This window comes from Sanguibacter massiliensis (assembly GCF_900240335.1).
In the GTDB taxonomy this organism is placed as follows: domain Bacteria; phylum Actinomycetota; class Actinomycetes; order Actinomycetales; family Cellulomonadaceae; genus Flavimobilis; species Flavimobilis massiliensis.
The window spans coordinates 396027-420737 of sequence record NZ_LT964979.1 but is presented as its reverse complement, the minus strand read 5'-3'; the positions used below and the strand labels follow the sequence as shown (position 1 = coordinate 420737).

Below are 24711 nucleotides of genomic sequence, written 5' to 3'. Positions count from 1 at the left end.
GCGGACGTGTCCGATACGCTCCCGGAAGCTCTGGGGGGAGTTTCGATGACTGAGCGGGTGGCCGAACAAGTGCGGCGACTGCTGCACGAGCAGCCGGAGCTTGAAGTCGTGTTCACCGATGCGCTCACCGCCGACAGTTACCTCCACAGTGGGCGCAGCGGCCGCCCAGTGCTGTTCCTGCACACGGCGCACCGCCAGCTCGTTGACGAGCTGCGCGGCCGCGGTGATGACCCCGGCCGACCGCACTAGTTGTATGAGGCCAGCACGTTGTTGACGGGCGTCGGCGTTGCCAGTGCGGGTGGTTGTCCGTCGTGTGCGCCGTGGGGTCGGTGGTAGTTGTAGTGCTGGTTCCAGACATCGAGTGCCGCGGCGCGTTCGTGTTCTGAGTGCCAGGTGCGTGCGTAGAGGAACTCCTCGGCGAGGATGCGGTTGTAGCGTTCGACCTTTCCGTTGTGTCGCGGCGTGTAGGGCGCGATGCGCTGATGTCGGCTCTCGCCCATGGCAGCAGCGAATGCGCTGGCCCGGTAGCAGGAGCCGTTGTCGGTCACGATGCGCTCAATGCGGGTGATGCCGTGCGCGGCGAACCATGCTCTCGCGCGATCGAGGAACGCAACTGCCGTCACCGCTTTCTCATCGGACAGTGCTTCCGTGTAGGCGAGTCGGGAGTATCCGTCGATCGCGGAGTGGAGAAACACGTAGCCGGTCTTCCCGCCTCTCCTTTTCGCCCGCGCGACCTTCTTTGCTTCGGTGCTGCCCTTGCCGTGTACGCGCCAGCCGCCGCCGTCCGGGATGCGTCCTGTCTTCTTCACGTCGATGTGCATCATGTGTCCGGGGCGCTCAGCGACGATCTTCTGCGGTTCTCGGTTCGTTGCACCGCTCGGGTCGATGATCTTCCGGCGATTCAGCCCGAGGTGTGCGAGTAGGCGCGTGACCGTGCGGCGGCTGACGGAAATGTCACGCTGATCCAGCTCGAACGCGATACGTGAGGCTGACCACTTGTGATGGCGTCGCATGGCTTCGATCATCACCACGACTTCGCTCCGCGTTGCCGTTGGCTGACGGATTGGGGTAGACGCACGATCATGCAAGCCGACCTCACCGAATCGGCGGTACCGTCCGACCCATTTGGATGCGGTGGCTCGGGAGATGCCCATCTCGGCGGCGACATGCGCGAGGGGTCGAGTCCGACAGCGCTCGATAAGTCGGCGACGACCTTCGACCGTCAACGGCGAGTTCGCATGCGTCACTTGACCACTTCGCTCTCGGCGGGTGCGACCAGTCGAAGAACGGGAATGGCGAGCAGCAATGCGGCTGCGGTTACGATGACGGCCACCCACACCGGCCCGAGCGCGCTGGACATCACACCGAGTGCGGCAGCGGCGAGGACTGGACCTGCTGCTGCACCGACGTTGAGTGCCGCGGTCGCGTACGAACCCGCCATGGTGGGCGCACCCGCCGCCGCATAGAGCACTCGCGTGATCAGCGTGCTCCCGACAGCAAACCCCAACACCCCCTGAGCGAATACGAGCCCGAGCAGGGCAACGGGGTTCGTCGCGAAGAGCGCCAACGCGGCCCACCCGAGCACAAGAACGCTTCCACCACCCAAGACGACGAATCGAGGTCGGGCGTCCGAGAGTCGTCCCGCAACGGTGACGCCGATGAAGGAGCCAACGCCGAAGAGCACAAGCGCCACCGACACCCACCATTGGCTCAGGCCGGCGGTATCGGTAACAATCGGCGCGAGAAAGGTCAGCGTCGCGAAGGTTCCGGCGTTCACCAGGGCAGCCAGCAGCATCGTCAGAACGAGGCGCGGGGAGGCAAGCTGGGCCAGCTCCGCCCGCAGCGGGGTCGAAGACGATTCCTCCCTTGACGATTCGTCACTTTGATTGGTGAAGCCCGCGGCGATGCCGATCGCAGCGGGGATGCAGAGAAGAGCGATCGCCCAGAACGTCGACTGCCAACCGAGTGCCGTACCAAGCAGAGCACCCGCGGGGACGCCGGCGACGGTTGCGACGGTGGTGCCCGCCAGCAGAATCGCCACGGCCCGACCTTTGGCGCTGGGTGCCACGAGTTTCGTCGCCGCACCCAGCGCGACCGCCAAGAAGCCTGCGTTGACGATCGCGGCGATCACGCGCGTGATGAACAGAACAGTGAAGTCCGGTGTGAGTGCTCCGACGACATGGCACAGCGCGAACACGATCACACAACCAAAGAGTGTCGCTTTCATGGGGAGGCGACGAGTGAGCGCGGCCATCGCAGGTGCGCCGATCACCATCCCTGCGGCGAACGCCGATGTCAGGAGACCAGCGGTCCCCACGGAAACGCCGAAATAGTTGGAGATGTCCGGCACGAGGCCGGCAAGCACGAATTCGGAAGTACCCATGGCGAAGACCACCAGGGCAAGAAGATAGAGAGCAAAAGGCATCGAGATAGCTCCGAAGCGAGAGTACGAACAGGAGAACGTCTCGTCACCACGGTCAGCACCCAGAGGACACCCGAATGTCGTGCTGCGCGCAGCATGGAGCAGCAGAGAGCTAGGGGCTCAGCGGAGGTGAGGGGCTGACGGCGTGACCGAAAGCCCCTGAGTGTCCGATTCAGGGCTCGACATACGCCTCATCGTACCCGCCTGCGTCGCCACCCCCCAAAGAACGTCAACAACCTCATGGCCAGCAACAACTAGTCCAATGGGCGGGAGGCGTTGCGCAGCTCGTCGACGACTTCGCGATGCTGTGGGTGTACGAACAGGATGAGGGCCTGGCCGTGCGTGCTCAGAAGATGACTGTCGACGGTGATTGCGTCCACGAATCGGATGTCGACGGCAGGATCTTCCAGGAGGGCGCGGCGAATTGCCGCGAGGGTGCGAGCGACGGTCATGGCCGTGTCGGCAGGCTAGTGGGCCGCGCCGAGTTCGACGAGGAGGACGCCGCCGATGATGAGGGCGATGCCGAGCGCCATGACCCAGGTGAAGGGCTCTTTGAACAGGAACTTGCTGGCCACTGCGGTGAGGGCGACGCCGGAGGCGGCCCAGATGCCGTAGGCAACACCGATGCCGAGCCCGAGGGCAAGGACTTGGGTGAGGAAGAAGAACGCGCCGAGGTAGCCCACGACGACGGCGATGTAGAACAGTTTCCGTCCGCCGGTTGCCAGGCGCAGGGAGAGCGCCGCGCCGACTTCGAGGACGATCGCGAGGATGAGGAAGAGCCAGACCATCAGATGCTCGCCTCCCTCTTGCGCTGCGCCGCTTGCGATCCGAGTTCGACGGTGAGAACACCGCCGATGATCAACGCCAGGCCGAGGATCATCACGCCGGTCAAGGGCTGTCCGAACAGAAGTGCCGCCAGCACCGCCGTCAGGGCGACGCCCATCGCGCCCCAGATCCCGTACGCAACCCCGAGGGCCATCCCCTCGCGTAGAACGAGCGCGAGAAGCGTGAACGCGCCGACGTAGCCGATCGCGACGAGGATGTACCAGGCGGGGTGGTCCTGGCCGGCTTGGAGGGCGAGGGAGCCGGCGACTTCACTGATGATCGCGCCGGCAAGCAGGAGCCATTTCTTCATAGTCAGTCCTTCACGAGGTTGTGGGCGAAGGCGCGGAGCTGCGCCAGGTCGCCGGGGGTAGGAGGGGAGACGTTGGCGGCTTCGGCAAGCCACCCGCCGTCGGCCAGGAGGCGGGCGGCGAGCAACCGGGTGCGTTCGTCCGGGGCGACGTCATCGGGCACGACGAGCCAGGGCGCGAGACGTTCGGCCCAGCGCTGCGTGAGCGAGCGGCGCAGCTTCGGATCACTCATCGCCACCAGGTCGGTTTCATCGAAACCCCCGGACAGTGACCAGTCGACATACGCGCCGATGCGCGCGGCCGGCGCCGCGCCCTCCGGCGACGACCCGAGGCGTGCGACCAGCGCCTCTTCCCAGCGGTCCAAAACGGAGTCCACCAGGGCGAGCATGAGGGCTTCCTTCGTGGGGAAGTGATACATCACCCCCGGCTTGGTCAGCCCCACACTTCGGGCCACGGAATCCAGAGACACCGCCCGCCCCTCGTCGAGCTGAGAGAAGGCGGCCGCCAGGATCGCGGGGCGAGGATCGGTGCGCATGAGTGTAGGTTACCATTCGGAAGGTAACCAGGCCATCCAGCAGATTGCCGGCGCATAGGTTCATCACCGCGAGCCGAGTAGGCCGAAAACGATCGATTCCGGCACGGCCGCGAGCTGCACCGCGGCTGTGATTGTTAGCGCTCGTTGGCGGGCTTTCGCGGCGTTCTTTGTCGCTAGTTCCCGATGACGAGGATGCTTGCGGCGGCTTCGACGACGTCGTCGGTGATGGTCTCGAGTTCGTTGATTTTGAGGACTCGCGCGATCTGGGGGAAGAGTCGTTCGACGAGGCGGAAGTTGCCACGGGTGATGCGCTCGATCGTGGCGATGGCTTGCGCGTCGGTGAAGTCGTCGGGGTCGAGCGTGCGGCCGAGTCGTCTCCAGTGGCGGTCCAGGACGAAGATGAGTTCGTCGCGGCCGAGGTTGCGGTAGCGATGGGAGAAGCCGAGTCTGCTGTAGAGCTGTGGGTAGTGGCGGAAGCGCTGGTCGACGCCGGGCATGCCAATCAGGATGATCGCGAGGTGGGTACGGTCATGGCGGTCGCGGAGGATTTCGAGCGCGGTTGGAGTGAGTCGTCCCGCCTCATCGATGATGAGTAGTTCGACGAGTTCGTCGGTGTTGTTCCGGGCGGATGTATCCGGGACTTTGCCGGTGCTTCGAAGGTGCTCGTCGATGCAGATCCCGATCCTCGTCTGGAGGTGATCGATCTCGTGGATCAGTTGTGCATGCTTGGGCATCACGGTAGGTGTGTAGAAGACAGTGCGGGATCGGCTGGCTGTCGCATAGCTTTGCGGGTCTTCGTCGTTGCGCGGTCCCCACGTGGTGATGAAGGGCTCGAGGGTGTCCCAGTGTGCGTACCGACGCGCGGACTGCGTTTTGCCGACGCCGGCGTCGCCATGGCAGATACCGATGGTGCGTTCTTTGCGGACGGCGTTGGCGAACTCGATGAAGCGGCGATGTTCCTTGGTGACGATGAAGTCACGGCTCATGTGTCGTCCTCCTCATAGGTGCGCAGCTTCACTCGCTTTGGCGCGGTCCGCTCGGTTCGAGGTTCTTCGCGGATGGCCGCACGTGGGATGCGGTCGTTGATCTCTTTGCGCAGCTCGCGTCGGCGGGTGCGGCGCGCGGATTCGATGTCCCGCAGACTCAGCCGCTGATTGGGGTGGCCTTCGTCGATCGCGGCGCAGATGTAGGTGTCGTGGTCGTAAACGCGGATCTCGGACACGTCCCTCGGGTCGTACCGGATCGTCACTGGGTGACCGACGAAGGGTGCCAGTGTGGGCGAGAGGTATCGCTGGCCTTGGAAGTGGATGCCGTCACGTTGGACGATTCGGTTCTTCGGCACGGTGAGCAGCAGACCGTCGAGCTGGTCCAGGGTGTCCGGCATCCGCGGCAGCCAGCCATCGGCCTTCCATGCGGCCTTCGGGCTCTGTTTGATCGCGCGGTGGGGACGCTCGTTGTAGTCGGTGACGAACCCGCCGACGGCTTGGTCGAGTTCGGCGAGCGTGAGGTGCGGCTTGGGGCGCCGTGCTCCGGGGGCGAGGTGTCCGGGCAGTGCGGCGAGGAGTTCGGTGTTCACGGTGCCGAAGAACCGCTCCACCTTCCCGCGCCCTTGTGGGCGCCCGACGGTGGAGTAGATCAATCGGATCTTCAGTGCCACGGCGGTGTATTCGATGTGCTGGCTGGTGAAGTCGCTTCCGTGGTCGATGTGGAGCACGTCTGGCAGGCCGCACATTGGCCACGCGGGATCGCTCTTGCGCCAGATCGCTTGTCGTAGCGCGAGGGCCGTGTTGATCGCCGATGGGGCGCCGGTGAAGACGGTGTACCCGCAGATCGCGCGTGAGTAGTCGTCGATGACGGATGTCATCCACGGACGCTCGGGTTTCCCGTCGGCACCGACGATCAGGATGTCGAGCTCGGTGTGGTCGACCTGCCAGGTCGCATTCGGCCGCTCGGCCCGCCGCCGCAGCAGCAGCTCGTACCTGTCCCGGTATGCGACAGGCCCCTCCAGCGCGAGCGTGACGAGTCCGGGGTCGAGGCCCTGCACGATCGACCGGACAGTCGAATAGCCGGGGCTGGGGCGCCCCAGCCTGTCGGCTTCCTTGACGGTAAGGCGGTAGAGGGTCGCGATGCTTGGCCGGGGCCGAGTCAGCGCCAGCCGCTCAACGAATGCGACCACGTTGGCGTCAGTGCGCCGCCCGCCCGCATCGGCCCGCTCCCTCGGGTTCAGACCTGCGATGCCGTCGGCGGTGTAGGCCTGCTTCCAACGCTGCAGCGTGCGCAGGCTGATGTCGGTGTCCCTGGCCAGGGCCGCCAGCGGGATCCCGTCCTCTACATGAAGACGCAGGAGTCGCCACCGGGCCAGGGCGTCCATGTCACATCTCGCCGCCGACTGTTGCTGCGTGCTGGTGCCGGTAGAGCGTCGCCCTCGACCAGCCCACCAGCCGGGCAGCTTCCTCCGCCGTGCGCCCCCTCGCGCGCGCCTCGCGCACGATCTGCAGCTTCTGCTGGATCTCGTCAGGCTTTACCGGCGGACGCCCGAATCGGGTCCCGGACTGTCTGGCTGCGGCGATTCCCGCGTTCACTCGTTCGGTGATCAGCTCGCGTTCGTACTCCGCAAGGGTCGCGAGCATTCCCAGCATCATCCGCCCGGATGATGTCTCCGGGTCGATGCCGTCCGAGATCGAGCGAACCTTAACGCCACGCTCGCGGAGGAGGTTGACCGTGTTCAACACGTCAATCAGCGAGCGACCGAGCCGGTCGATGCGCCACACCACGACGGTGTCTCCATCCTCGGCATACTCCAACAGCTTCTTCATTCCTGGCCGCTTAATCGCCGCTCGGTTGCCCGAGGTGACATCGGAGAACACATCCCGCCCCTCAACCCCTACGCCGCGCAGCGCGTCGAGCTGAAGGCGTGCGTCCTGACTGGTCGTGCTCACTCGCGTGTATCCCAAACGCCTCATCGGACCAGAATGCCTCACAAACTCCAAAACGCGCGAGCATCGAGACGAACTGTGGCGAGGCAACTTTACGAGACAAAGGCAAGCTCGGATTTCTGGCGAGGAGAGGTTGCATTGGACCAGCGTCCCGCGTGTCTTATTCAGCTATAGCTTTACGAGGCGACACTGTAAGTTCAGCTCATACTGTATAGTTCAGTGAATGCTGACCATTGCCTCTCGTGTTGACGTGATGAACCGGTTGGGCCGGGCGATGGCCGACCCCACCCGGTCGCGGATCCTGATGACCTTGCTGGAACGGCCGGCCTACCCGGCCGAACTGGCGCGGGACTTGGGGCTGACCCGGTCGAACGTGTCGAACCACCTGGCGTGCTTGCGGGACTGCGGGATCGCGGTCGCCGTGGCCGAGGGCCGCCAGACCCGGTACGAGATCGCCGATGCACACCTGGCGCGGGTGCTGATTGCTCTGGTCGAGGTCACCCTCGCGGTGGATGAGAGTGCCCCGTGCCTGGACCCGGCCTGCTCCGTGCCCGGCTGCTGCGAGAAGGGGGTGGGCGCGTGATCCTGTCCTCAACCCTCCAGGCGATCGGTCTGTTCCTGGTTACCAACATCGACGACATCATCGTGCTATCCCTGTTCTTCGGCCGTGGTGCGGGCCAGCGTGGGACCACCGTCCGAATCCTGGTCGGCCAGTACCTCGGCTTCACCGGCATCCTGGTTGCGGCAGTGCTCGTGTCCTTAGGCGCGGGCGCGTTCTTGCCCCCGGGGGTCATCCCCTACTTCGGGCTCATCCCGCTGGGCCTGGGAGTGTGGGCGGCCTGGCAGGGGTGGCGCAGAGGCGAAGACGATGATGACGACGCCAAGATCGAGGGCAAGAATGTCGCCGTCTGGACCGTGGCCGGGGTGACCTTCGCCAACGGCGGGGACAACATCGGCGTCTACGCCCCGGTCTTCCTCAGCGTCGGACCGGGGGCTGTGGCTGCCTACTGCATCGTGTTCCTGGCCCTGGTCGCGGTGCTGGTGGGCCTGGCCAAGTTCGTCGCCACCCGGCGACCGATCGCCGAGGTCCTGGAGCGCTGGGAACACATCCTGTTCCCCATCGTGCTGATCGGCCTGGGTTTCTTCATCCTGGTCAGCGGCGGGGCCTTCGGTTTCTAACCACGCTTCCTGATCGGCAGCCTCCACCACAAAGAGATCTCCGGCCATTGTCGATGCCGACGTCCTGGCGATCGTTGCTGGCCCCAGCTTGCGGACAGTGTCGTTCCTGGATGGACGGCCCTTGCCGCCACGTATCTCAGCAAGAATGCCGCCACATACCTGCAACAGTCACACCCGTCCGACAACCTCTGTCGTCCGAGAACCACGCCGGCGGGTTTCGCTACGGTGCGCTCATGGCACAGACCTTCGGCTACGCACGCGTTTCGACCCTCGCCCAGAACCTCGACGCCCAGGTCGACGCGCTAGTGCGCGCGGGGGTCGACGAGCGCTGCGTCGTCGTCGAGCACGGCTCCGGCCGGCGCGACGACCGTCCTGCGCTGGGCAACCTTCTCAACTCCCTGCGCCCGGGCGACACGCTCGTGGTGACCAAGCTCGACCGGCTCGGGCGCTCTGCCTCGCACATCGCCCAGCTCGTGGCCGACCTCGACTCGCGCGACGTCGCGCTGCACTCGCTCTCGGAGACGATCGACACTACGACAGCGTCCGGGCGACTCATGGTCCACGTCCTAGCGGCCGTAGCGCAGATGGAGGCCGACCTCATTCGTGAGCGCACCCTCGACGGGCTCGCGGCTGCGCGCGCACGCGGCCGCGTCGGGGGCCGGCCGACCGTGATGACACCCGAACGCGTCGACGCCGCTCGCGCCGCGCTCGCGCAGGGCGCCTCACGGACGGCTGTGGCAAAGGCGATCGGCGTCAGCCGCGACACGCTCTACCGGCACCTGCGCGACCTTGTCGATGAGTGACATGACCGCGCGTGATCGTCTACCAGCGCTCAAGCGTCCCCGAGGTAATGAAGACCCCGCGTCGCCGGAAGGGCTCGGAAGGCTCTGCCTGCACACGGGCACGGACCGAGGGCAGGCCCCTCACGAACCACGAAGCCGCACATACTCGCGTGGGCTCGAGCGCCCAAAGCGGCACGGTCCAGCGGTCGCGGTGCGATGTCACCGGGCCCCGAACGCGTGGGCGAACTGACTGTCGCGACGATCGCGGCATGGCGCGTTGACTCAAGCAGGCGCCTCCTGCCAGTCTCGCGAACTATGACCGTTCCAGCACAGGACGAGGTGACCGCGGCTCGGACGCTTGACCGCGCCGGCCGTCGCATCGACGTAATGATCCTCGTCAAGGCAACGCCCCAGCCGTCCAAGACGTACGGCGACACGGTGTGCGTCGCCGGGATGGCACTGAACCCGGCGCGATGGGTGCGGCTCTACCCGGTGCCCTTCCGTTACATCCCCGCGGAAAGTCGGTTCCCGAAGTACACCATCGTCAACGTCAAGGTCCGCTCGGCCGGCAGCGATACGCGTCACGAGAGCCTGAAGATCGACGCCGAGTCGATCGACATCGGCGCCCAGGCAAAGACGAAGGCCGCGCGTGCGGCTCACCTCTTCGACCTGCCCGACCTCTCAACGTGCGAAGTGGTGCGCATGGTGAAGACCGACATCCACTCGTCGTCACTTGCGAAGGTGCGGCCTGTCGATGCCGACGAGCTGATCTTCTCCGAGCATGGCCCATGGAGCGTAAAGCAGCAGGCCAACCTCGACCAGTTCCTCAGCGCGGGAGCACTCTTCGGCCCGGCGGACCAGCCGCTCCTTGTTCCACCTCGCTGGAAGGTCCAGCTGAGGTACCGGTGCTCGGATCGCGCCTGTCCCGGGCACACGCAGCGAATCCTCGACTGGGAGCTGACGGCGTTCCAGAGCAAGCTGCGCGCGCCTACCGATGAGGAGAGGAAGGCCGCGATCCGCCGCAACTTCCTCGAGCGGCCGTTCGGCGACTCCAAGGACTCCCAGATCTTCATCGGAAACCAGGAGAACCCCGTCGTCCGCGATCGCTTCACGGTGCTGGGGATGTTCTACCCCGAGACTTCAGAGGTCCCGCAGGAGGCGAGACTGTTCTGACTTCCCCAGTCAGGAAGTTCGCGCGAGTAGCGCTTCCCGTGCGCTCAGCGCGTCCCGCACGCACTGCCGGTGGCAGTGGCGTTCGGAGGCCTCGAAGCAAAGGAGGACGACCGCGCCGTCGTGGCTCGCTCGAAGGATGTCGTCGAGTGCCGCTGTTGCCTCTTCCGTTTCGAGGACCTCCTCCGAGAACCTCTGGCGGGCACGTGCGCCCTCTTCGCCGAGAGTGTCGGCGAAACCTGCGCGGTTATCGCGAGGGTTCCCAAGCGACTTGCTGTGCTGGTAGGTGATCCCAGCCTCCTCCAGCCGGCTCGCGAGCTGTCTCTTGGAGAAGCCGGCACGGCGCGAGACTGGGTTGAGGCGGACGTCAACAACGAGGTTCGCTCCCCACGTCTGGCAAGCGTCCACCAGCTCGTCGACGGTGCGGCCCTCATAGCCCCAACCCATGATCATGTTCCGTCCTTCGCTCACGACCTCATCCTCCCAGAGTCTCGCCCATAGGTCTCACTCGAACTCGTCCCACTCCGCACCCCACGAGAACCGGACGCCTCAGCATCGTGTCGAAGGCCGGAATCTCCGCAGGTCACAGCGGTGTCTCTCGCCTACCGGATCGGTCCGGCGATCGCGTACTCGGTCTCGACCTGCGTCGAGATCTCGTAGGTCGTCTCCAGCGTGTACTGCTGCGTGAGCGCCGGGGCGCTCTCACGTGCGACGAGGGCCGCCATACGCGGCCGCTGAGCCTCCACGACGCGCTCGAGCACGCTCTGCGGGCTCATGCCCGCCTGCGCCGCGGCGAGCACGCCCTGGCCGAGCGGATCGGCGGGGGCGGCCTCGGCGTAGCAGCGGGCCAGGGCCTGGTTCCCTCGCGCGTACACCGCGGCGCCGGCAGCCGCGCACATCGCCTGCCGGACGTTCTCGGGTGCGTGGCGCGCGATCTCGGCGAGCTCGATGGTCAGGTCCGTGCGTGCGTCGACCAGGTGCACGACGACGTGGTCGCGCACCGTCTCGCGGCGCATGGCCTCCATGAGCAGCGCCACCCGCTCCCGGTCGAGCAGCCGGACCCCTGCCCGCGCGACGTCGGCCTCCCGCGCCAGATGCAGGGTCTCGAGGACCTCCGCCGCGAGCCGTGCCGTGGGCGAGGTGCCCGGCATCGTGGCCGTGCGCCACTCCTCGTAGTTGCGCGCCCAGCTGACCCACGCCTCGTCGACGTAGGGGTCCTCGGCGGGCACCAGATTCGCCGCGACCTCCTCCAGGGTGGCCAGCGGCGTACGGGGCGTCCAGACACGGGCAGTCTCGACGTCACCGACGCCGGAACTGTCGAGGGTCAGTACGCGGCCCTCGTCGACGCGCGCGGCGATCGCCACCGACATACCGCGCGCCACCAGGACGTCCTCGATGCGCCCGAGGGATGCCTCGCCGGCGTCGTCGAAGGCGACGACGACGATGCCGGCGTCCTGGGCGGCGCCGCGACGGGCGCCGGCGTCGAGCAGTCCCGTGGCCAGGGTGTCCCACAGGGACTCCAGGCGCGCGACGTCGACGTCGTAGAGCGCCTCGACGGCCCCGTTGGTGGCGAGGTAGCCGAAGCGGACCTGCCCGGGCCCGGCGTAGAAGCCGGCGCGCTCGTTGAGCGCGAAGACGTCGGTGATCGTGGCGTTCATGCGTCACGCAGCCATGTCATGCCCTCGGGCAGGTCGGCGCGTTCGGGAGCCTGCGCGGCCGCAGCGAGAAACGCCTCGGCCAGCGTCGTCGGCTCAGTGTCGTCCGGAGCGGCGGGCGTCGTGGTGTTGTCCATCGTCACGGTCTCCTTCACAGGCCCAGGCCGCTGTCGAGGTCGGCGGACGGCGGCAGGCTGGCGCCAGGGACGGTCGTCGTTGTCGGCGCGTCGCGGATGTCAACTTCGCCGTCATGGATGCGCAGCACGATCGCTCGCTCGACGCAGTCGGGGTCGTCCATGTCGTCGAGGATCGTGCCGCGATAGACGCCGTCCTCGAGCAGGTTGCCCGCCTCGATCGGGTCACCCTCGTAGATCGGCATGCCGAACAGGTCTGCCGGGTCGGGGATCGAGAGGAACCGGTCAGGCTCACGCCTCAACGTGGATGCCTGCCGCTGGGAGTCGATGTTGGCGCGCGCCCAGCCGGGCGGCACGGCCTTGCTCAGCGTCTCGCTGAGGATCGTCGCCATCCGGTAGGAGGGGTCGACGGCGAGGGCCTGGTCGAGGAGAACGCCCGCGCCGGCGCCTGTTCCTGCCCACCACTGGCCCATCGCGGCCAGGGTGAGGGCAGGGGCGTTGCCGGTGGTGCTGTGCGCGGCCACGGTGCGCAGCACCTTGTCGCAGGTGGTGAGCTCGGCCATGTCCGGACGCGGCCCGGTGGGGTCGAGCATCAGCTGGGAGGAGATCGTGGTGCACTCGAGGTAGGTCTCGCCCATGAAGCGGCCGGTGGCCTTCTCCACGACGAGGGCGAGGACCTCGTCGCGCATCCGGCCGTACTGGAGCGTCTCGCCGAGTCGTCCCCAGGTGCGCGCGTCGACGTCGGCAGTTCCACCCGCAGCAAGCACGTCGCGCCAGAGGTCGCGCTCGTGGGTGTACCAGTCCTCCAGGTCGCCCGGTGTCGTCCGCGCCCAGGACCGGGCGATTTCGGCGGCCGCCTCGCGCGCTTCCTCCAGCGCTCGAGCAGAGACCTCGGGCAGCGCACCGAGATCCTCGCGCGACTTCGCGGGTGCGTTGCCAGCAGCGACATGCTGCGCCACCAACACCGAGGTGGTGAGCTCGCTGACGGAGCGGACTTCCCCCAGCGTCGTCCCGTGCAGCTCGGCGAACGAGGTGCGTCCGACCTGAGCGACCATGGTCGAGGCCATCTCGACGGGCAGGACGTCGTCCAGCTGGCGCCAGGCCTCGCGAGCGAGGTTGTCGATCTGCCCTCCGGCTACCGGCTCGGCGTCGGTGTAGGCGAACGCGACCGCCGTTGCGGTGCCGGCTTCGCTGAGCGTCGCGGCGATCTGCGCGGCGATCGGACCGCCAATGCGCGAGGTGAGGTCGTCGATGCCGGCGCGCATCGTCACCAGGAGGCGGCCGCGCGCCGAGAGCGCTGCGACGACGATCGACTCCCGCGGGGTGAACCCGAGCTCGAAGGGCACGGTCGAGATGAGGTCGGGCACCGTGCCGACCCGGATCGGCCCGTTCATCGGTCCTCACCGGCCTCGGGTGCGGCGTAGACGACGTCGACGACGCCGGCAGGCGCGGCTTCCCGGGGCGGCAGGTCTGCGAGACGGGCCGCGAAGGCTCGCTCGCCGGGCGTCGGGGTGGTGGGTTCAGCCATGGTGTCCTCCGAGGTTGTGGGTCTTGCGTCGATGAGCAACTACGCGCCGGGCCGACCGGTCAGCCGCAGCCCGGTGCCCACAGGCCCGGGCCGAAGTCGCTGACAGCGACCGCCGGTGCCGGAGGGACATGGGTCGTCGCTGGCGCCAGCGGAATGCTGATCTCGACCGGGGCCTGCCCCATGCGCGCCCACCACGCGGCCGAGGCCGCGAGGTCCCGTTCGCCGGCCCTTGCCGCCATCGCCGCCACGACCTGGTAGGCGGGGGCGGAGATCTCCGTCGGCAACGCGCGCGCCGCACCCGCCCACCCCGCCAGGTCTCCGGGAAGCTCTCCGGTGCGCGCCTGCTCGCACGCGTCACGGACCAGGGTGGGGTCCACGGTCAGCAGGTGGCCCAGGCGAGCGCGCTCGGCGGCTAGGATCTCCGGCGGCGAGTCCGCGACGCTGCTGGCCCCCATCGCGGCATCCGCGAGCATCTGACGACGTGCGCTCGACCCGGCGCCCGTGGTGTAGCCCAGCAGCGCGAGCTCACGCAGGACCTCGACCACACGCCCGTCGGGCGCCGGCCCCAGAGCCTCGACGACGACGTCGGGCGTGGGCGTGTCGAACTGTCCGAACAGAGCGCCGAAGCCCTCGCCCGACGGTCCGCCGATTCCCGCCGCCGCGACCCGCACGAGGCTCGTGCCCTCGGGTGTCTCGATGCGGTCTGCGGCGTCGTCGAGCGCTTCGAGCAGCCGGTCGACGAGCGCGGCGCGACGGGTGTACGGGCCTCGGTGCTCCACGACGTCGACGTCGACCAGGACGAAGCGCGAGGTCGTCTCCGGCGAGGGGACGACCAGGGTCATCGGGTCGCGGTCGTTGCGGTCGACGCCGGCGGCACCCGCCTGAGCGAACCGCCACCCTTCGACCCACTCGTTGTCAGACCGCGCCCCCTGAAGGACGTCCACGACCGCGGCCGCGGCGCTGGGCAGATCGTCGGCGCCGTCGACCTCGAGCGCGATGTAGACCGTGGACTCGATGTAGGTGCTCATGATGCTCGTACTCCTCTCGCCGAGCTCTGCTCGACGTCGCGGTGACATGACGGGGCGGCGGCAGATGGCCGCAGCGTGAGTCCGGCAGGGCCCTGCCACCAATGCCCAGTCACAGCCCTGGCCCCTGGACGTGCTCAACGAGGGCGGGAGCCGCCGCGAGCGGGTCTGCCGGCGTCGCCGGGTGCTGCCAGTCGTCCAGCACGTCCCACAGCCGCTGGACGTCGGTTGCGGCGATCTGCTCCGTTCGCTGGCCGCGGGCATCGCTCGTGACGACCTGCCAACCGACGACGGTCTCGGCTCGCGACGCGACGGCGTGCAGCGGCCCGAGCGCCAGGGCGCGATCGGTTCGCTCGGCATCGAGAAGAACGACGGAGCTCGCACGCCTGACCACTGCGATGCCCTCCTCGCGCTCGAGGCAGGTCACGTGCTCGGCGACGGCGCGCAGCGCACCGGCCACCTCCTCATCGACGCGGTCCAGGCACCAGCCGCCCTCGGCCATCGGGTAGAGGCCGTTCGCGTCCGGGTGGATGTCGAAGGGCCCGTCGACGTCTTCGTCGTAGGTGATGCGCGCGACGTCACCGGTCCACTCCAGCGTGTGCCCCTCGATCCGGCCGATGAACTCCGCCAAGGTCTCGCGGGTCACCACAGGGGTGGCCCAGCCGTTCCACGGAGCGTCGAAACCCTCGGCCTCGAAGATCGCCAGCGGGTCGTCGACGTCGACGGAGAACAGTCCCGCGACCGGCGCCGGCGTGCGGACGGGGTCAGGGGATGTGGTGGTCGTGCTCATGGCAGCAGAACGCCTCTCGTGCTCGTGGTTGCGGGTGAGGGTCACAGGTCGGGGGTGCGCAGGATGGACTCGGCCTGCCCGGGGTCGACGCGCTCGACCGAAACCGGGTTCGCGCTCGGAGCTCTGCCAGCGGTGTGCCGCTGGGCGCGGGTCCACTCGCGGTCTGCGTCGTCGACGAGCTCAGCGGCCAGCGGCATCGCGGCCAGGGCCCAGTCCGAGGGGTTCAGGCCGCGCGCGGCCGAGACCCGCACGAGGGTTAGCGCAGGGTCGATCGACGCGCCGAGGCCCTCGCGGATCTTCTCGACTTCGGTAAGCCATGCGGCGGTCTGCCACGAGCTCACGGGCCCCAGGCCATCCGAGCTCGTCGCCCACACTGCGCTCGCCGCCGCGCCAGCAAGGTCCATGTGGCCCGCGGCGATCGCGCGGCGGGAGGCATCGACGAGCTCACGTCGCGCCCCGTCGTCGGCGATCGCCACCGCGGTCAGGACCTGCGTCATCACCGGGTCCATGCGCACCATGCCGACGATGAGTCCCACCGTGGCGTCATCCAGGCCCATGCCGATGTCGCGCCTCTCGTCCGAGGCGCTCAGCAGCAGGTTCTCCAGGTCACCGGCGCGTGCTGCGGGCGAGAGGGAGGCTCGCAGCGCGATGCCCGCACGCACGCCGCCGTCGAACTCAGGCCCGAGCTCGCCCGGGGCCGCGCGGTAGGTCAGCCGTTCCAGGACCTCGCCGTCGGTCGCCGCCTCGAAGGGACCGAACGATCGCACCACCTCGTCCGGCGCCGGCCGCGACACCGGCACGTCGTAAGAGGGCGCATCGACGTCCTCGTACATGCCTGCCTGGACCTGCTGGGTGTGCCCAACCTCGAGGCCCACCAAGGACACGCGAAGAGCACGTGCCCACGAGCGGACCTGCGCGGCTCCGGCCGCGCCGTAGCCCAGCAGGTGAACGGTGTCAGCGTCGCCCTCGAGGCGGGACGCCAGACCGTCCGCGTCAGGCTCCGCCTCGACCTCAAGCAGGCCAACGTTCACCACCCCGCGGGGGCTCGTGGCGCAGAAGACGGTCTGTCCCGGCTCAGGGACGACCCCGAGCAGACGCTCGGTGAGGTTGGCGAGCTGTTCGGCAGTGAGCGTGTCTCGGTCCATCGGGTCCTCCAGGGCGGTTCGTTACCGCCCTACGGACCCACCACGTCCACTCGCCACCGCACTGATAACGACGTCGAGCTGAACCGTCACGGGTTTGATGCCGCCTCCTTGTGATGAAGGATGACGACATGCCCAAGAAGTACGACGCAGAGTTCAAGGCCCGCGCAGTACGCCTGGTCCGGGACCATCTCCAGGACTACGGGTCGGTGACGGCCGCGAGCACAGCGGTCGGGGCGCAGCTCGGCGTGGCTCGCGAGAGCCTGCGCCGATGGGTGTCCCAGGCCGAGATCGACTCCGGCGCTCGCCCGGGTCTCAGCACGGACCACGAAGCAGAGATCCGTCGGTTGAAGGTTGAGAACAAGCGGCTCGCAGAGGCCAACGCGATTCTGCGGGCTGCCTCGATTGGGTCTGCTGCACGGATAGGTGACACCTGACCGTCAGGCCCCACCTCGCCCGCACCGCATACCCGAGGCGTCTGAATGGACGCGGAACCGGGGTGCCGGACGGGCACGCCTGTCCCACCTTTTAGAACGGCTTTAGGCCACCTTGCGCAGCTCTCGCCGTGATGTGACGATCCCCCGAACCCGAGCACAGGAGGCGCAGCCCGCGCTCCCTCGGGCCCTCGAGAGAAGCGAAGGAACTAACCATGCGAAGAAGACTCTGGGTATCCGCCATCGCCGCACTGTGCGCAGGTGCCACAGCGGCCTCGTCCGTCGCGCTCCCCGCTGCGGCCGACACCCTCCACGCGCCCACCGCGGAAGAAATCCAGGCCGCCACCAGCGACGCCATCAACGCCGCTGACACACCAACGCTCACGCCCGACTCGTTCGAGCTCGAAGCCAGCACTGCCACCACAGACGACGGAGTCACCGTCACCGACGGTGAGCTCGCCTTCGGGGGCGGCCTCGAGGACGTGATCGTCACCCTCCCCGTCACCGCACACACCTCGCCCGCCGTCACCGAGAGCGGAACACTCGTCATCGCCGACGCCCCCGATGAGGGCATCGCCGTCGAGGTCCAAGCCATCGAAGGCGGTTCGGCGCGCCTCATCACGATCGCTGAGCAGCACTACAGCACGACCGCTACCCACGAGTACGACTACGAGTTCACGCTGCCAGAGGGCGCGTGGCTCGCACCTCAGCCAGACGGCACCGTCAACGTCCTCCAGGACGCCAGCACCGCACTCGCTGACGCAGAAGACATCGACCCCAACATCCTCGACGACATCCTCCCCGAACCCCTCGCGGACATCACCCCCGACACGGACCCCGGCAGCGAGGCACACGCGACCGAACTCGACGACGCCACCAGCCGCGACGGCCCCGTCGTCCTGGCCTCCTTCGCAGCACCCTGGTCAGTCGACAGCAACGGCAACTCCCTGCCCACCCACTACAAGGTCGACGGCAACACCATCACCCAGGTCGTCGACACCACCGGCGCAGCATTCCCGGTCGTCTCAGACCCCTGGCCCCTGGTAGGCATCCTCCTCGGGGCCGCCGCCCGAGCACTGGCACCCCACGCAGTCCGCGCATTCGCCGCACAGGCAATCCGTGCCGGCGCCACCGCCACGGTCCGCGGCGGATACACGTCCTTCGCCCGCTTCAAGGCCGCATTCGGAACCAAGCCGGGCACCCAGTGGCACCACATCGTCGAGCAGAGCGCAGGCATCAGGCGCGGCTGGGACCCCCGAGTCATCCACCACCCCAACAACCTCGTTCAGATCCCGACCGCAGTCCACCAGAAGTGCATCAACTCCTGGATGGCACGCACGGGCGTCAGAGCATTCGGCGTGCAGGCCGCACGCGGACAGACCATGCGCCACTGGCTCCAGAGTCAGACATACTCCAAGCAGCACGCCATCGGCGTCGCCCTGCTGCGCCACTGCGGCGTCCAGATCTAACAGCACCATCCACGGGTGCGGCCCGCAGATGCGGGCCGCACCCCCGACGGAGGAGACCCATGACCACATCCCCCGCCCCGATTCACGGCACGTGGCCCCCCGCCCAAGCCTGGCTTGCCACACTGGGCCCCGGCGCAGACCCCCTTGCAGAGACCGCCGCTTGGGCCCCTGTCTTCTCCCACCAGAGCTTCCCGCCCGGCTCCGACACCATCACCGATCTGTGGACCACCGGTGGCGATATCAACTGGCTTGGCGGACCGGCGATCGCGCCCCTGCCCCAGTGGCCACGCAACACCGACGGCCAACCCCTCGCCCACGTCGCGACCATCTCACTCCCAGACCTCCACGCAGCTTCAGACACCCCCGAGAAGCTCGCCTGGCCCGACCACCGCCAGGGTCTTCCCACCACGGGAGCCCTCGAGGTCTTCCACGACCTCCAGGTCTATGGCTGGGAGCCCTCGGACCGCGACACCAACGGCTGGTACATCCGCTGGGTCCCAACTCCCGACCGAACCCACCTGATCCCCGCACCCGACGACCTCGAAACTCCCAGCGAAGTCCACCAAGCCGGCCTCTTCCTACCCGGCTTCAGCACCACCGCGCCCCTGGACCTCCTCCAGTACGGCGAAGCCACCTTCGACGCCGCCGAGACCGTCCAAGCGCAACTTCAGGAAGGCTGGCGCCGCCAGATGGGCGCCCCGTACCCCACCCCCGTCACGCACGCGTACGGCCACTCCACCACCGGCGCCGAAGTTATCCGTGACACCCTCAACGACCTGCTCCCGCTCTCACACCCCGACGACGACCACCGGCTCGTCCTCGAGATCGAGTCCTGGACACACCTCGCCGGCTGGTTCGGCGACGCAGCGCCCCTCGAGATCTGGATCCGACAGACCGACCTCGACGCCCAGCGGTTCGACGAAGCGTGGTGCATCACCCGTACCGACTGACCTGGTGGAAGTTCCCGCACCTGCGACGAACACAGTCGTGCGAGCGGTCACGGAGCGCTCGAGAACCCCACACCTGCTCGACGAAGGTCGAGTGGGCGACCCAGCACACGAAGGCACGACCACGAAGGCGGCGTCGACGCGATCTTCGTCGGACAGTCGCAACACACGTCAGGCCCGGAGCCCCAAGAGCTCCGGGCCTGACGCTTGCCACGTTCAGTTGGCTGGTGACACCTTGCGACCAGCCGGCCAGAAGTGCAGGGACTGCTGATACTGCTCGGCGACAGGTTCCTCGACGAACTCCAACAAGGAGCCCACCTTGCCAGCGACTACCTCCCGGACCTCCGCTGGCGTCGCAAAGAAGAACTCGCGACGCAGGTTGACCTGGTTGAGGCGCCGGTCGGCGAAGTGCCGGTGGAGTTCGTTCTCGAGGGTGACGGCGTCGTCGGAGAAGAACAGCGCGTGCACGTCGAATGGGAACGGCACCGACGCATCACCGAGTTCCCGGACGCGGTCCATCGGCTCGAGCCTGCGCGTCAGACCGATCTTGACCACGCCGGGGCCCATCGTGCCGCGGTTGGAGATGACGTACACGTAGCCGGCGCGGATGTTCGTGGTGCGGTAGTCGTTCTGCGCCAAGGCCGCATCGACACCGGCCAGCAAAGCTTCAAGCTCAGCGACATCGTCCGAGGCCCCGGTGTCTCCGAGCGCAGCCAGGGCGTTGAGGTAGTGCTCCCGCTGCTTGTCGAGCTTGGCCTTCTCCGCAGCAAGTTCCGCAGCGACCTTTGCCTCCTCACGCAGCCGCTCCCGTTCCTCGCGCGCGATCTCCCGTTCCTCAGCCTGACGCTGCCGGTAGTCAGCGACGAGCTCCAGCTCAGTGACCCGCAGACGGTGGTAGTCAGCAGCAACGTGCATCTGCATCAACGCACCCAGACGGGCGATGTGCTCGGCGGCCTTCTCCAGCCGCCCGACCGCCGGCGCCAAAGCCCCCGACCGGAGCGTCCTCACACAGCTCTCCGCCTCTGAGTTGTATGCCCGAAGCATGAGCGCGCCGAAGTCCTTGACGAACTTCCTACCCTGGGCAGGAGAGTTGTTGAACGTGAACTTCTCCGCCGCCTCGATAGCCCGCCCCTGACGCACCGCCTCCTTGATCGCTGCACGCACTTCGTCCAGCCGCTCACGGTAGGCGTCAGCGTTCTCGAGCGGGTGGTGGTACTCGTAGACGCCCATCTGCTGCAGGACGAGCGCATCGTCAACCTCGATGAGCTCCGCACGTGCCGCCTGGATCTGCGCACGAAGCCGGTCGAGCTCCCCCTGCAGCCCCTCACCCTCGCCGTCGCCCCTCGCAACAGGAGAGTCAAGGTCAGGCTCCGGCTCCCGCCTCCACTCCGGGGCGCTGCCGCTTGCAGGGGGCGCCGCTACGGGAGGCCCCGGCTCCTCCCCTCCTGAGACAGGCAGCCGCGGCGGGGCAGCTTCCTCGACAGGCGCTGCATGGCGCGGCGCCACAGCGACGGGCGCTGGCACGTGCGGTGGGACCTCCGCAGCAAGCGACGGCATCTGCCAGAATTGCCAGCCCGCAGGAGCAGGCGGCCACGACGGATCCGGGACCCACCCCGCAGGCGGCGCCCATCCCGGCGGTGGGGTGGGCCAACCTGGAGGCGCATTGAACTGCAGCGAGGGGCCCTCAGCCAAGGCTTGCTCCCAGGCTCGTCTCGATGGGCTGCATGTCCCACGGCTTCTTGGATACCGTGGCGCCGAGGTGCGTCAAGGTCGCCAACGGCTCGATGTGCCGCAGGTCGATGGCAAGGAACTCCTCCCGACTCGTACCCACGGCCAGCAGCGGCGCGAACTTCTGCTGCCCGGTGGCCACGTCGATGTACTCGGCCCCCACCGCCAGCGACACCGACGCGATGACGCCCCCTCGGTCGGACTCAAAGACCTCGTGCAGCAGCCGCAACGCCGCCTGGTGCAGCAGGGAGCTGTAACGGTCCCGGCGCTCCTTCTGCGTCTGAGCAACAGCCTGTACCTGACCAGAGGAGCGCACGTACTTGAACGACCGCATCCCGGGGATGCGTGCCGGCGGCGGAACCCTCAGATCAACCCGAAGCTCACGCGACTGCTTGTCGTAAACGAGGCCGCACTCCGACGGCCACAACGCCGGGTACCCCGCCGCGACGAAAACAAGGTGAAGGTACTCCACGACAGCTGCTGCCTCGCCCCGTCCCAGACCCTCCGCCAGTGCTGCAACTTCAGCGTTGGCACGAGCAGCTGCCTCTTCACGCTCGACGCACTGCTGCCGGTAGACCTCCTCGTCAGCAGCCAGACGAGCAGCCCGGTCAGCATCAGCCGCAGCATGCGCAACCAGCTGCGCGTGCTGCCGACCGGGCAGAGCCGCCACCTCCTGAGACCAGGCCCCGTGAACCCGCGCCCACTCCTCCTGGGCGGCCAACGTCTCCCGTTCCAGGCGCTTCTTGCGGCCGAACAGCCCACGAGCGACCGGCGGCACGTAGACAGGTTCAGGCCCCACCACCAACGGCTCTGGAGGCGCAAGAGGCGCGGAGTGCACCGACTTGAATGGCGGATGGTCAGCCACCTGCTCGAGGGTGGTCAGATCGAAGAAGTCGTCAACAGCCAACGTCGCAGCGAGCATCCCGTCCAGCGCTGAAAGTTCATCCGCCAAGGCACTGTTGAGCTCATCGAGCTCCGCGCCAACCTCCTCCTCAAATTCGGCCTGATCTGCACGCTCCTCAGCAGCAGACGCCCGCGCCTCAGCCCTGTAGTGCGCAGCATCGTCCCGGTCTCCGCGAGCTGCCGACGTCTCAGCAAGCGACGTTAATGTCGCCTTCTGTGACGCCGCGAGCTCTCTGTTCAGCGCGCGCTCCCCAGCGCGCTCGTTGAGGTCGTCGATCTGCTGCTCGAGCCAGTCGAACCAAGACATCAAAACCACTCTCCCCTGTCGTCGTCCAAACCCCTGCGCGACCAACGTAGCGGGCCGCTCCGACACTTTGGCACAACCGATGCTGGGGCAGACCCGGTCGCTCTCGCGGCCTGACCACCCCGGTCAACCGATGCTGGGGCAGACCCCTCCGTCGATCGGAACCGTCCGCGACACCTTCGATAACGCGCTCATGGAGACGATCAACGGCCTCTACAAGACCGAGTGCATCCGCACAACCGTGTTCCACTCAGGCCCGTTCCGGACGCTCCCAGACGTCGAGTTCGCGACCGCTGGCTGGGTCGACTGGTACAACAACCGGCGCCTGCATGGCTCCCTGGGGATGCTCACCCCGGTAGAGTCCGAGGCGCTCCACTACGAGGCCCTCATCCGAGAGCCCGAACCCGCAAAGTAGCGGCAGAGAACCTGGGCCGATTCAAGCAGCGCACGCAAGACGCCGAACGCCCGCCACCCGAGGAGTTCGGGAGGCGGGCGTTCGATGAGCAGTGTCAGGAGTCGCGCCGTGGTGGTTCGATGTTGATCGGGATCGGCGGGTTGAGCGTGATGATCGTGCCGGGGAACCGGTCGGTCACCTCGAGGTCGTCGGGGGCGCGGCGATCGCGCGGCTGCGGGGTGGTGTCGTTCACGTGTCGTCCTCCGTGCTCTATGTGGTGCGGTTGTCAGCCGACGGGCAGGTAGTCGGGACGGGAATCGAGGATCGCTCCTACGTTCGGCCAATCAGCGTGTCCGGCGTGCGGATAGATCTGACACATCGTGGTGACGATGAAGACCCGTCCGTCGTCGGCGACGGACGCTCCGAAGGACGCGTAAGTCGAGCGTGGGTTCATCAGGCTCGACCAGTGCCCCTCAGAGCGTCGGTAGGGGTCGAGGAGCTGCCTAGCGTTCGACACCTCGCCGTTCTTGGCGACGTTCTCGGCGCATCCCCACGTGTATCCGCGCTGGTCTGCTGGCAGATAGGTGTTGTAGAACTCGTCGTCGGCGTTGAGCGCGGTCGCTCCACCTGCGCATCCGGCAGACAGGGGCGCCTTCGCAGGGTTGCCGCACGAGTGCGGCGTCGTGAAGTCGCGAACGGCGTCGAGCGCGTTGGTGGTCATCCACTCGGCCCAGTGCTGGGAGAAGCCCCCCTGAGCGGGCGCGGTGAACGTCTTCGTGGAGAGGCGCCCGTTCTGTCTGACGACGGCGGTCGTCGAGGCGTTCTTGACCGGCGCCTTGCCAGAGAGCAGGTGCAGCGGCATCGCCTTGACCGGTGGAACGCCCGCAGCTGCGCGCTCGGCGTTGAGTGCGGCGAGCCAGTTCGGTGCGATGAGCCGTTCGGGTTTGGTGAAGACTCCGGGCTTTGTCGTTGCAGTCCACCGTCGACCCCACACCTCGCCCGTGGCTGCGTCGCGGCGGTCGGCGCAGTTCTGCGTGACGCCGCACAGCGGGTTGACGGTCCAGGTGTCCAGGACGGTGCGGATCGAGTCCTGGCCGGCGCAGTCCAGGGGACGCTGCACCCAGTACTCCTCGCTGGTCTCGTCGATCACCGTGTAGGTGCCGCAGGGCGCGGGGAACCTCACGCCGTCGACGATCCTCGGGTAGGTCGGCGGGGCCGTCGTCGGCGAGGGTGAGGGTGTGGGGCTCGTGCTCGGACCGGAGGTTGGGGGCGTGGGCGTCGGAGTTCCCGTGGACGGGTTCGACGGGGGCTCGGGGGTGGACGTCGGCGGCACCGGCGCCCGCGTCACGACGACGCGGCCGGCGCTCGTGCGTGCACCGGTCGTCGACGTCGCAGGCACGCGCACGCGCCACGTCGCCTGCGAGCCGGGCGTCCCCGCGCGCAGGGTGAGGCTCACCTTGGCCGTGGCCTTGCGGGCCAGCTTGTGGGTGGAGACACGGACCCACTTCGCGCCGACCCTGCGCTCGAGGTAGACCGTCCTGCCATAGGCAGGGCTGACGGTGACGTTCGCGCGGCGCGTCTGGCCGGCGTTGAGGGTGGCGCGAGCCGATGACCATGTCGCGCGGGTGGACGCGCGCGCGACGGTGACCTTCGCGGTGCTGGCGCCCTTGACCGAGACCGTGAGCTTGCCGACCTTCTTGGTCGTGGCGACGTAGGTGCCACGGTAGGCGCCCTTGGACCAGCGCAGCGCGATGGGCTTGGTCTTGCCCGCATACCGGACGACGGCCTTCTTCGTCTTCGTGGTGCGCTTGGCGGCGACCGTGATCTTCGCGGTGGTCCGCACCTTGCCAACTCCGACTGCCTTGGCGCGGGCGGTGACCTTGACCTTGGTCTTCACGGCACGCTTGATGTCCACGACCTGTCGCGCCGTCGTCGCCACCGGCGCAGATGCCGCCTGCGCGACCGGCGCCGACGCGCCTACGACGGCCCCGGCGAGGACCAGGCCGGCGCTCATGACGAGCGCGACCATTCGGCTCATCGGCTGTGTAGACGTCCCCACGTCACCCCCCTACCTCATACATGCGTTCGATTCATTGCAGCG

General features: G+C 67.7%; 29 protein-coding genes and 1 pseudogene. 9 read left to right on the top strand and 21 right to left on the bottom strand.

Annotated elements, in window-relative coordinates; all coding sequences use genetic code 11:
• The first annotated feature begins 45 nt into the window (after positions 1 to 45).
• Positions 46 to 249: a hypothetical protein gene (locus C1729_RS02050; protein WP_005053843.1), complete on the top strand. Its 204-nt coding sequence runs from the start codon at positions 46 to 48 to the stop codon at positions 247 to 249.
• Here the strand turns inward: C1729_RS02050 and C1729_RS02045 are convergent.
• The 9 genes from C1729_RS02045 to C1729_RS02005 all read right to left on the bottom strand — a co-directional run bounded on the left by C1729_RS02045 (position 246) and on the right by C1729_RS02005 (position 7053).
• A complete protein-coding gene (locus tag C1729_RS02045) occupies positions 246 to 1247 on the bottom strand; it encodes an IS481 family transposase (RefSeq protein WP_102508261.1) in 1002 nt (333 codons plus the stop codon). The genes C1729_RS02050 and C1729_RS02045 overlap by 4 nt on opposite strands.
• Entirely contained in the window at positions 1244 to 2425 is a 1182-nt protein-coding gene (locus C1729_RS02040; protein WP_102508260.1) for a Cmx/CmrA family chloramphenicol efflux MFS transporter, read from the bottom strand. Before C1729_RS02040 ends, C1729_RS02045 begins: the two co-directional genes overlap by 4 nt.
• Before the next feature lie 251 nt (positions 2426 to 2676).
• A complete protein-coding gene (locus C1729_RS02035; protein ID WP_005053846.1) occupies positions 2677 to 2874 on the bottom strand; it encodes a hypothetical protein in 198 nt (65 codons plus the stop codon).
• Positions 2875 to 2889: 15 nt separating this feature from the next.
• Positions 2890 to 3210 carry a DMT family transporter gene (locus tag C1729_RS02030; RefSeq protein ID WP_019160223.1) on the bottom strand — a complete coding sequence of 107 codons (321 nt, stop codon included), beginning with the start codon at positions 3208 to 3210 and terminating at the stop codon, positions 2890 to 2892.
• Positions 3210 to 3557, bottom strand: coding sequence for a DMT family transporter (locus tag C1729_RS02025; RefSeq protein WP_005053852.1), 348 nt, complete (start codon positions 3555 to 3557; stop codon positions 3210 to 3212). The genes C1729_RS02030 and C1729_RS02025 overlap by 1 nt, the downstream gene beginning before the upstream one ends.
• A 2-nt stretch (positions 3558 to 3559) precedes the next feature.
• Complete coding sequence (locus C1729_RS02020; RefSeq protein ID WP_019174037.1) at positions 3560 to 4090, bottom strand: TetR/AcrR family transcriptional regulator; 531 nt, start codon at positions 4088 to 4090, stop codon at positions 3560 to 3562.
• Between the two features lie 173 nt (positions 4091 to 4263).
• The gene (locus tag C1729_RS02015) at positions 4264 to 5076 is read right to left on the bottom strand and encodes an AAA family ATPase (protein ID WP_102508258.1); all 813 of its coding nucleotides are present in this window, start codon (positions 5074 to 5076) and stop codon (positions 4264 to 4266) included.
• Positions 5073 to 6461 carry a Mu transposase C-terminal domain-containing protein gene (locus tag C1729_RS02010; protein WP_102508256.1) on the bottom strand — a complete coding sequence of 463 codons (1389 nt, stop codon included), beginning with the start codon at positions 6459 to 6461 and terminating at the stop codon, positions 5073 to 5075. Before C1729_RS02010 ends, C1729_RS02015 begins: the two co-directional genes overlap by 4 nt.
• A gap of 1 nt (position 6462) precedes the next feature.
• Complete coding sequence (locus C1729_RS02005; RefSeq protein ID WP_053546434.1) at positions 6463 to 7053, bottom strand: recombinase family protein; 591 nt, start codon at positions 7051 to 7053, stop codon at positions 6463 to 6465.
• Positions 7054 to 7249: 196 nt separating this feature from the next.
• On the opposite strand from C1729_RS02005, the gene cmtR reads away from it, so the two are divergent.
• From cmtR to C1729_RS01985, 4 genes are all read left to right on the top strand, one after another.
• The gene (gene cmtR / locus C1729_RS02000; RefSeq protein WP_102508254.1) at positions 7250 to 7609 is read left to right on the top strand and encodes a Cd(II)/Pb(II)-sensing metalloregulatory transcriptional regulator CmtR; all 360 of its coding nucleotides are present in this window, start codon (positions 7250 to 7252) and stop codon (positions 7607 to 7609) included.
• A complete protein-coding gene (locus tag C1729_RS01995; RefSeq protein ID WP_102508252.1) occupies positions 7606 to 8205 on the top strand; it encodes a cadmium resistance transporter in 600 nt (199 codons plus the stop codon). The genes cmtR and C1729_RS01995 overlap by 4 nt, the downstream gene beginning before the upstream one ends.
• A 233-nt stretch (positions 8206 to 8438) precedes the next feature.
• Complete coding sequence (locus C1729_RS01990) at positions 8439 to 9008, top strand: recombinase family protein (RefSeq protein WP_102508251.1); 570 nt, start codon at positions 8439 to 8441, stop codon at positions 9006 to 9008.
• Between the two features lie 294 nt (positions 9009 to 9302).
• Positions 9303 to 10160, top strand: coding sequence for a hypothetical protein (locus tag C1729_RS01985; RefSeq protein ID WP_129590643.1), 858 nt, complete (start codon positions 9303 to 9305; stop codon positions 10158 to 10160).
• Between the two features lie 9 nt (positions 10161 to 10169).
• Here C1729_RS01985 and C1729_RS01980 read toward each other — a convergent pair whose 3' ends face one another.
• From C1729_RS01980 to C1729_RS01955, 8 genes are all read right to left on the bottom strand, one after another.
• Positions 10170 to 10628, bottom strand: coding sequence for a DUF488 domain-containing protein (locus tag C1729_RS01980; protein ID WP_129590642.1), 459 nt, complete (start codon positions 10626 to 10628; stop codon positions 10170 to 10172).
• Between the two features lie 131 nt (positions 10629 to 10759).
• Positions 10760 to 11815: a hypothetical protein gene (locus C1729_RS01975; RefSeq protein ID WP_102508245.1), complete on the bottom strand. Its 1056-nt coding sequence runs from the start codon at positions 11813 to 11815 to the stop codon at positions 10760 to 10762.
• Positions 11812 to 11949, bottom strand: coding sequence for a hypothetical protein (locus C1729_RS14480; protein ID WP_165375396.1), 138 nt, complete (start codon positions 11947 to 11949; stop codon positions 11812 to 11814). The genes C1729_RS01975 and C1729_RS14480 overlap by 4 nt, the downstream gene beginning before the upstream one ends.
• A 14-nt stretch (positions 11950 to 11963) precedes the next feature.
• Positions 11964 to 13340, bottom strand: coding sequence for a DUF4192 domain-containing protein (locus tag C1729_RS01970; RefSeq protein ID WP_102508243.1), 1377 nt, complete (start codon positions 13338 to 13340; stop codon positions 11964 to 11966).
• The gene (locus C1729_RS14475) at positions 13337 to 13474 is read right to left on the bottom strand and encodes a hypothetical protein (RefSeq protein ID WP_165375395.1); all 138 of its coding nucleotides are present in this window, start codon (positions 13472 to 13474) and stop codon (positions 13337 to 13339) included. Before C1729_RS14475 ends, C1729_RS01970 begins: the two co-directional genes overlap by 4 nt.
• Before the next feature lie 59 nt (positions 13475 to 13533).
• Positions 13534 to 14502, bottom strand: coding sequence for a hypothetical protein (locus tag C1729_RS01965; RefSeq protein ID WP_102508241.1), 969 nt, complete (start codon positions 14500 to 14502; stop codon positions 13534 to 13536).
• A gap of 109 nt (positions 14503 to 14611) precedes the next feature.
• Positions 14612 to 15289 carry a hypothetical protein gene (locus C1729_RS01960; protein WP_102508240.1) on the bottom strand — a complete coding sequence of 226 codons (678 nt, stop codon included), beginning with the start codon at positions 15287 to 15289 and terminating at the stop codon, positions 14612 to 14614.
• A gap of 41 nt (positions 15290 to 15330) precedes the next feature.
• Complete coding sequence (locus C1729_RS01955) at positions 15331 to 16434, bottom strand: hypothetical protein (protein WP_102508238.1); 1104 nt, start codon at positions 16432 to 16434, stop codon at positions 15331 to 15333.
• Between the two features lie 128 nt (positions 16435 to 16562).
• On the opposite strand from C1729_RS01955, the gene C1729_RS01950 reads away from it, so the two are divergent.
• The 3 genes from C1729_RS01950 (at position 16563) to C1729_RS01940 (ending at position 19284) form a co-directional block, all read left to right on the top strand.
• Positions 16563 to 16868 carry a transposase gene (locus tag C1729_RS01950; RefSeq protein WP_165375394.1) on the top strand — a complete coding sequence of 102 codons (306 nt, stop codon included), beginning with the start codon at positions 16563 to 16565 and terminating at the stop codon, positions 16866 to 16868.
• A gap of 212 nt (positions 16869 to 17080) precedes the next feature.
• Positions 17081 to 18334: a hypothetical protein gene (locus tag C1729_RS01945; RefSeq protein WP_102508235.1), complete on the top strand. Its 1254-nt coding sequence runs from the start codon at positions 17081 to 17083 to the stop codon at positions 18332 to 18334.
• Between the two features lie 59 nt (positions 18335 to 18393).
• Positions 18394 to 19284: a DUF1963 domain-containing protein gene (locus C1729_RS01940; protein ID WP_102508233.1), complete on the top strand. Its 891-nt coding sequence runs from the start codon at positions 18394 to 18396 to the stop codon at positions 19282 to 19284.
• 213 nt (positions 19285 to 19497) lie between these two features.
• Here the strand turns inward: C1729_RS01940 and C1729_RS01935 are convergent, their stop codons facing one another.
• Both C1729_RS01935 and C1729_RS01930 read right to left on the bottom strand, forming a co-directional pair.
• Positions 19498 to 20805 (bottom strand): SNIPE associated domain-containing protein, encoded by a 1308-nt coding sequence (locus C1729_RS01935; RefSeq protein WP_242493674.1) that lies wholly within the window; start codon positions 20803 to 20805, stop codon positions 19498 to 19500.
• A 160-nt stretch (positions 20806 to 20965) separates the two neighbouring features.
• On the bottom strand, positions 20966 to 22219 hold the full coding sequence (locus tag C1729_RS01930) for a hypothetical protein (protein WP_129590640.1): 1254 nt from the start codon (positions 22217 to 22219) through the stop codon (positions 20966 to 20968).
• A 58-nt stretch (positions 22220 to 22277) separates the two neighbouring features.
• On the opposite strand from C1729_RS01930, the pseudogene C1729_RS01925 reads away from it, so the two are divergent.
• A pseudogene (locus tag C1729_RS01925) lies at positions 22278 to 22631 on the top strand (integrase core domain-containing protein); the annotation flags it as partial.
• Positions 22632 to 22725: 94 nt separating this feature from the next.
• Here C1729_RS01925 and C1729_RS14470 read toward each other — a convergent pair.
• Both C1729_RS14470 and C1729_RS01920 read right to left on the bottom strand, forming a co-directional pair.
• On the bottom strand, positions 22726 to 22863 hold the full coding sequence (locus tag C1729_RS14470) for a hypothetical protein (protein WP_165375393.1): 138 nt from the start codon (positions 22861 to 22863) through the stop codon (positions 22726 to 22728).
• A 33-nt stretch (positions 22864 to 22896) separates the two neighbouring features.
• Positions 22897 to 24648, bottom strand: coding sequence for a hypothetical protein (locus tag C1729_RS01920; protein WP_129590639.1), 1752 nt, complete (start codon positions 24646 to 24648; stop codon positions 22897 to 22899).
• Positions 24649 to 24711 lie beyond the last annotated feature (63 nt).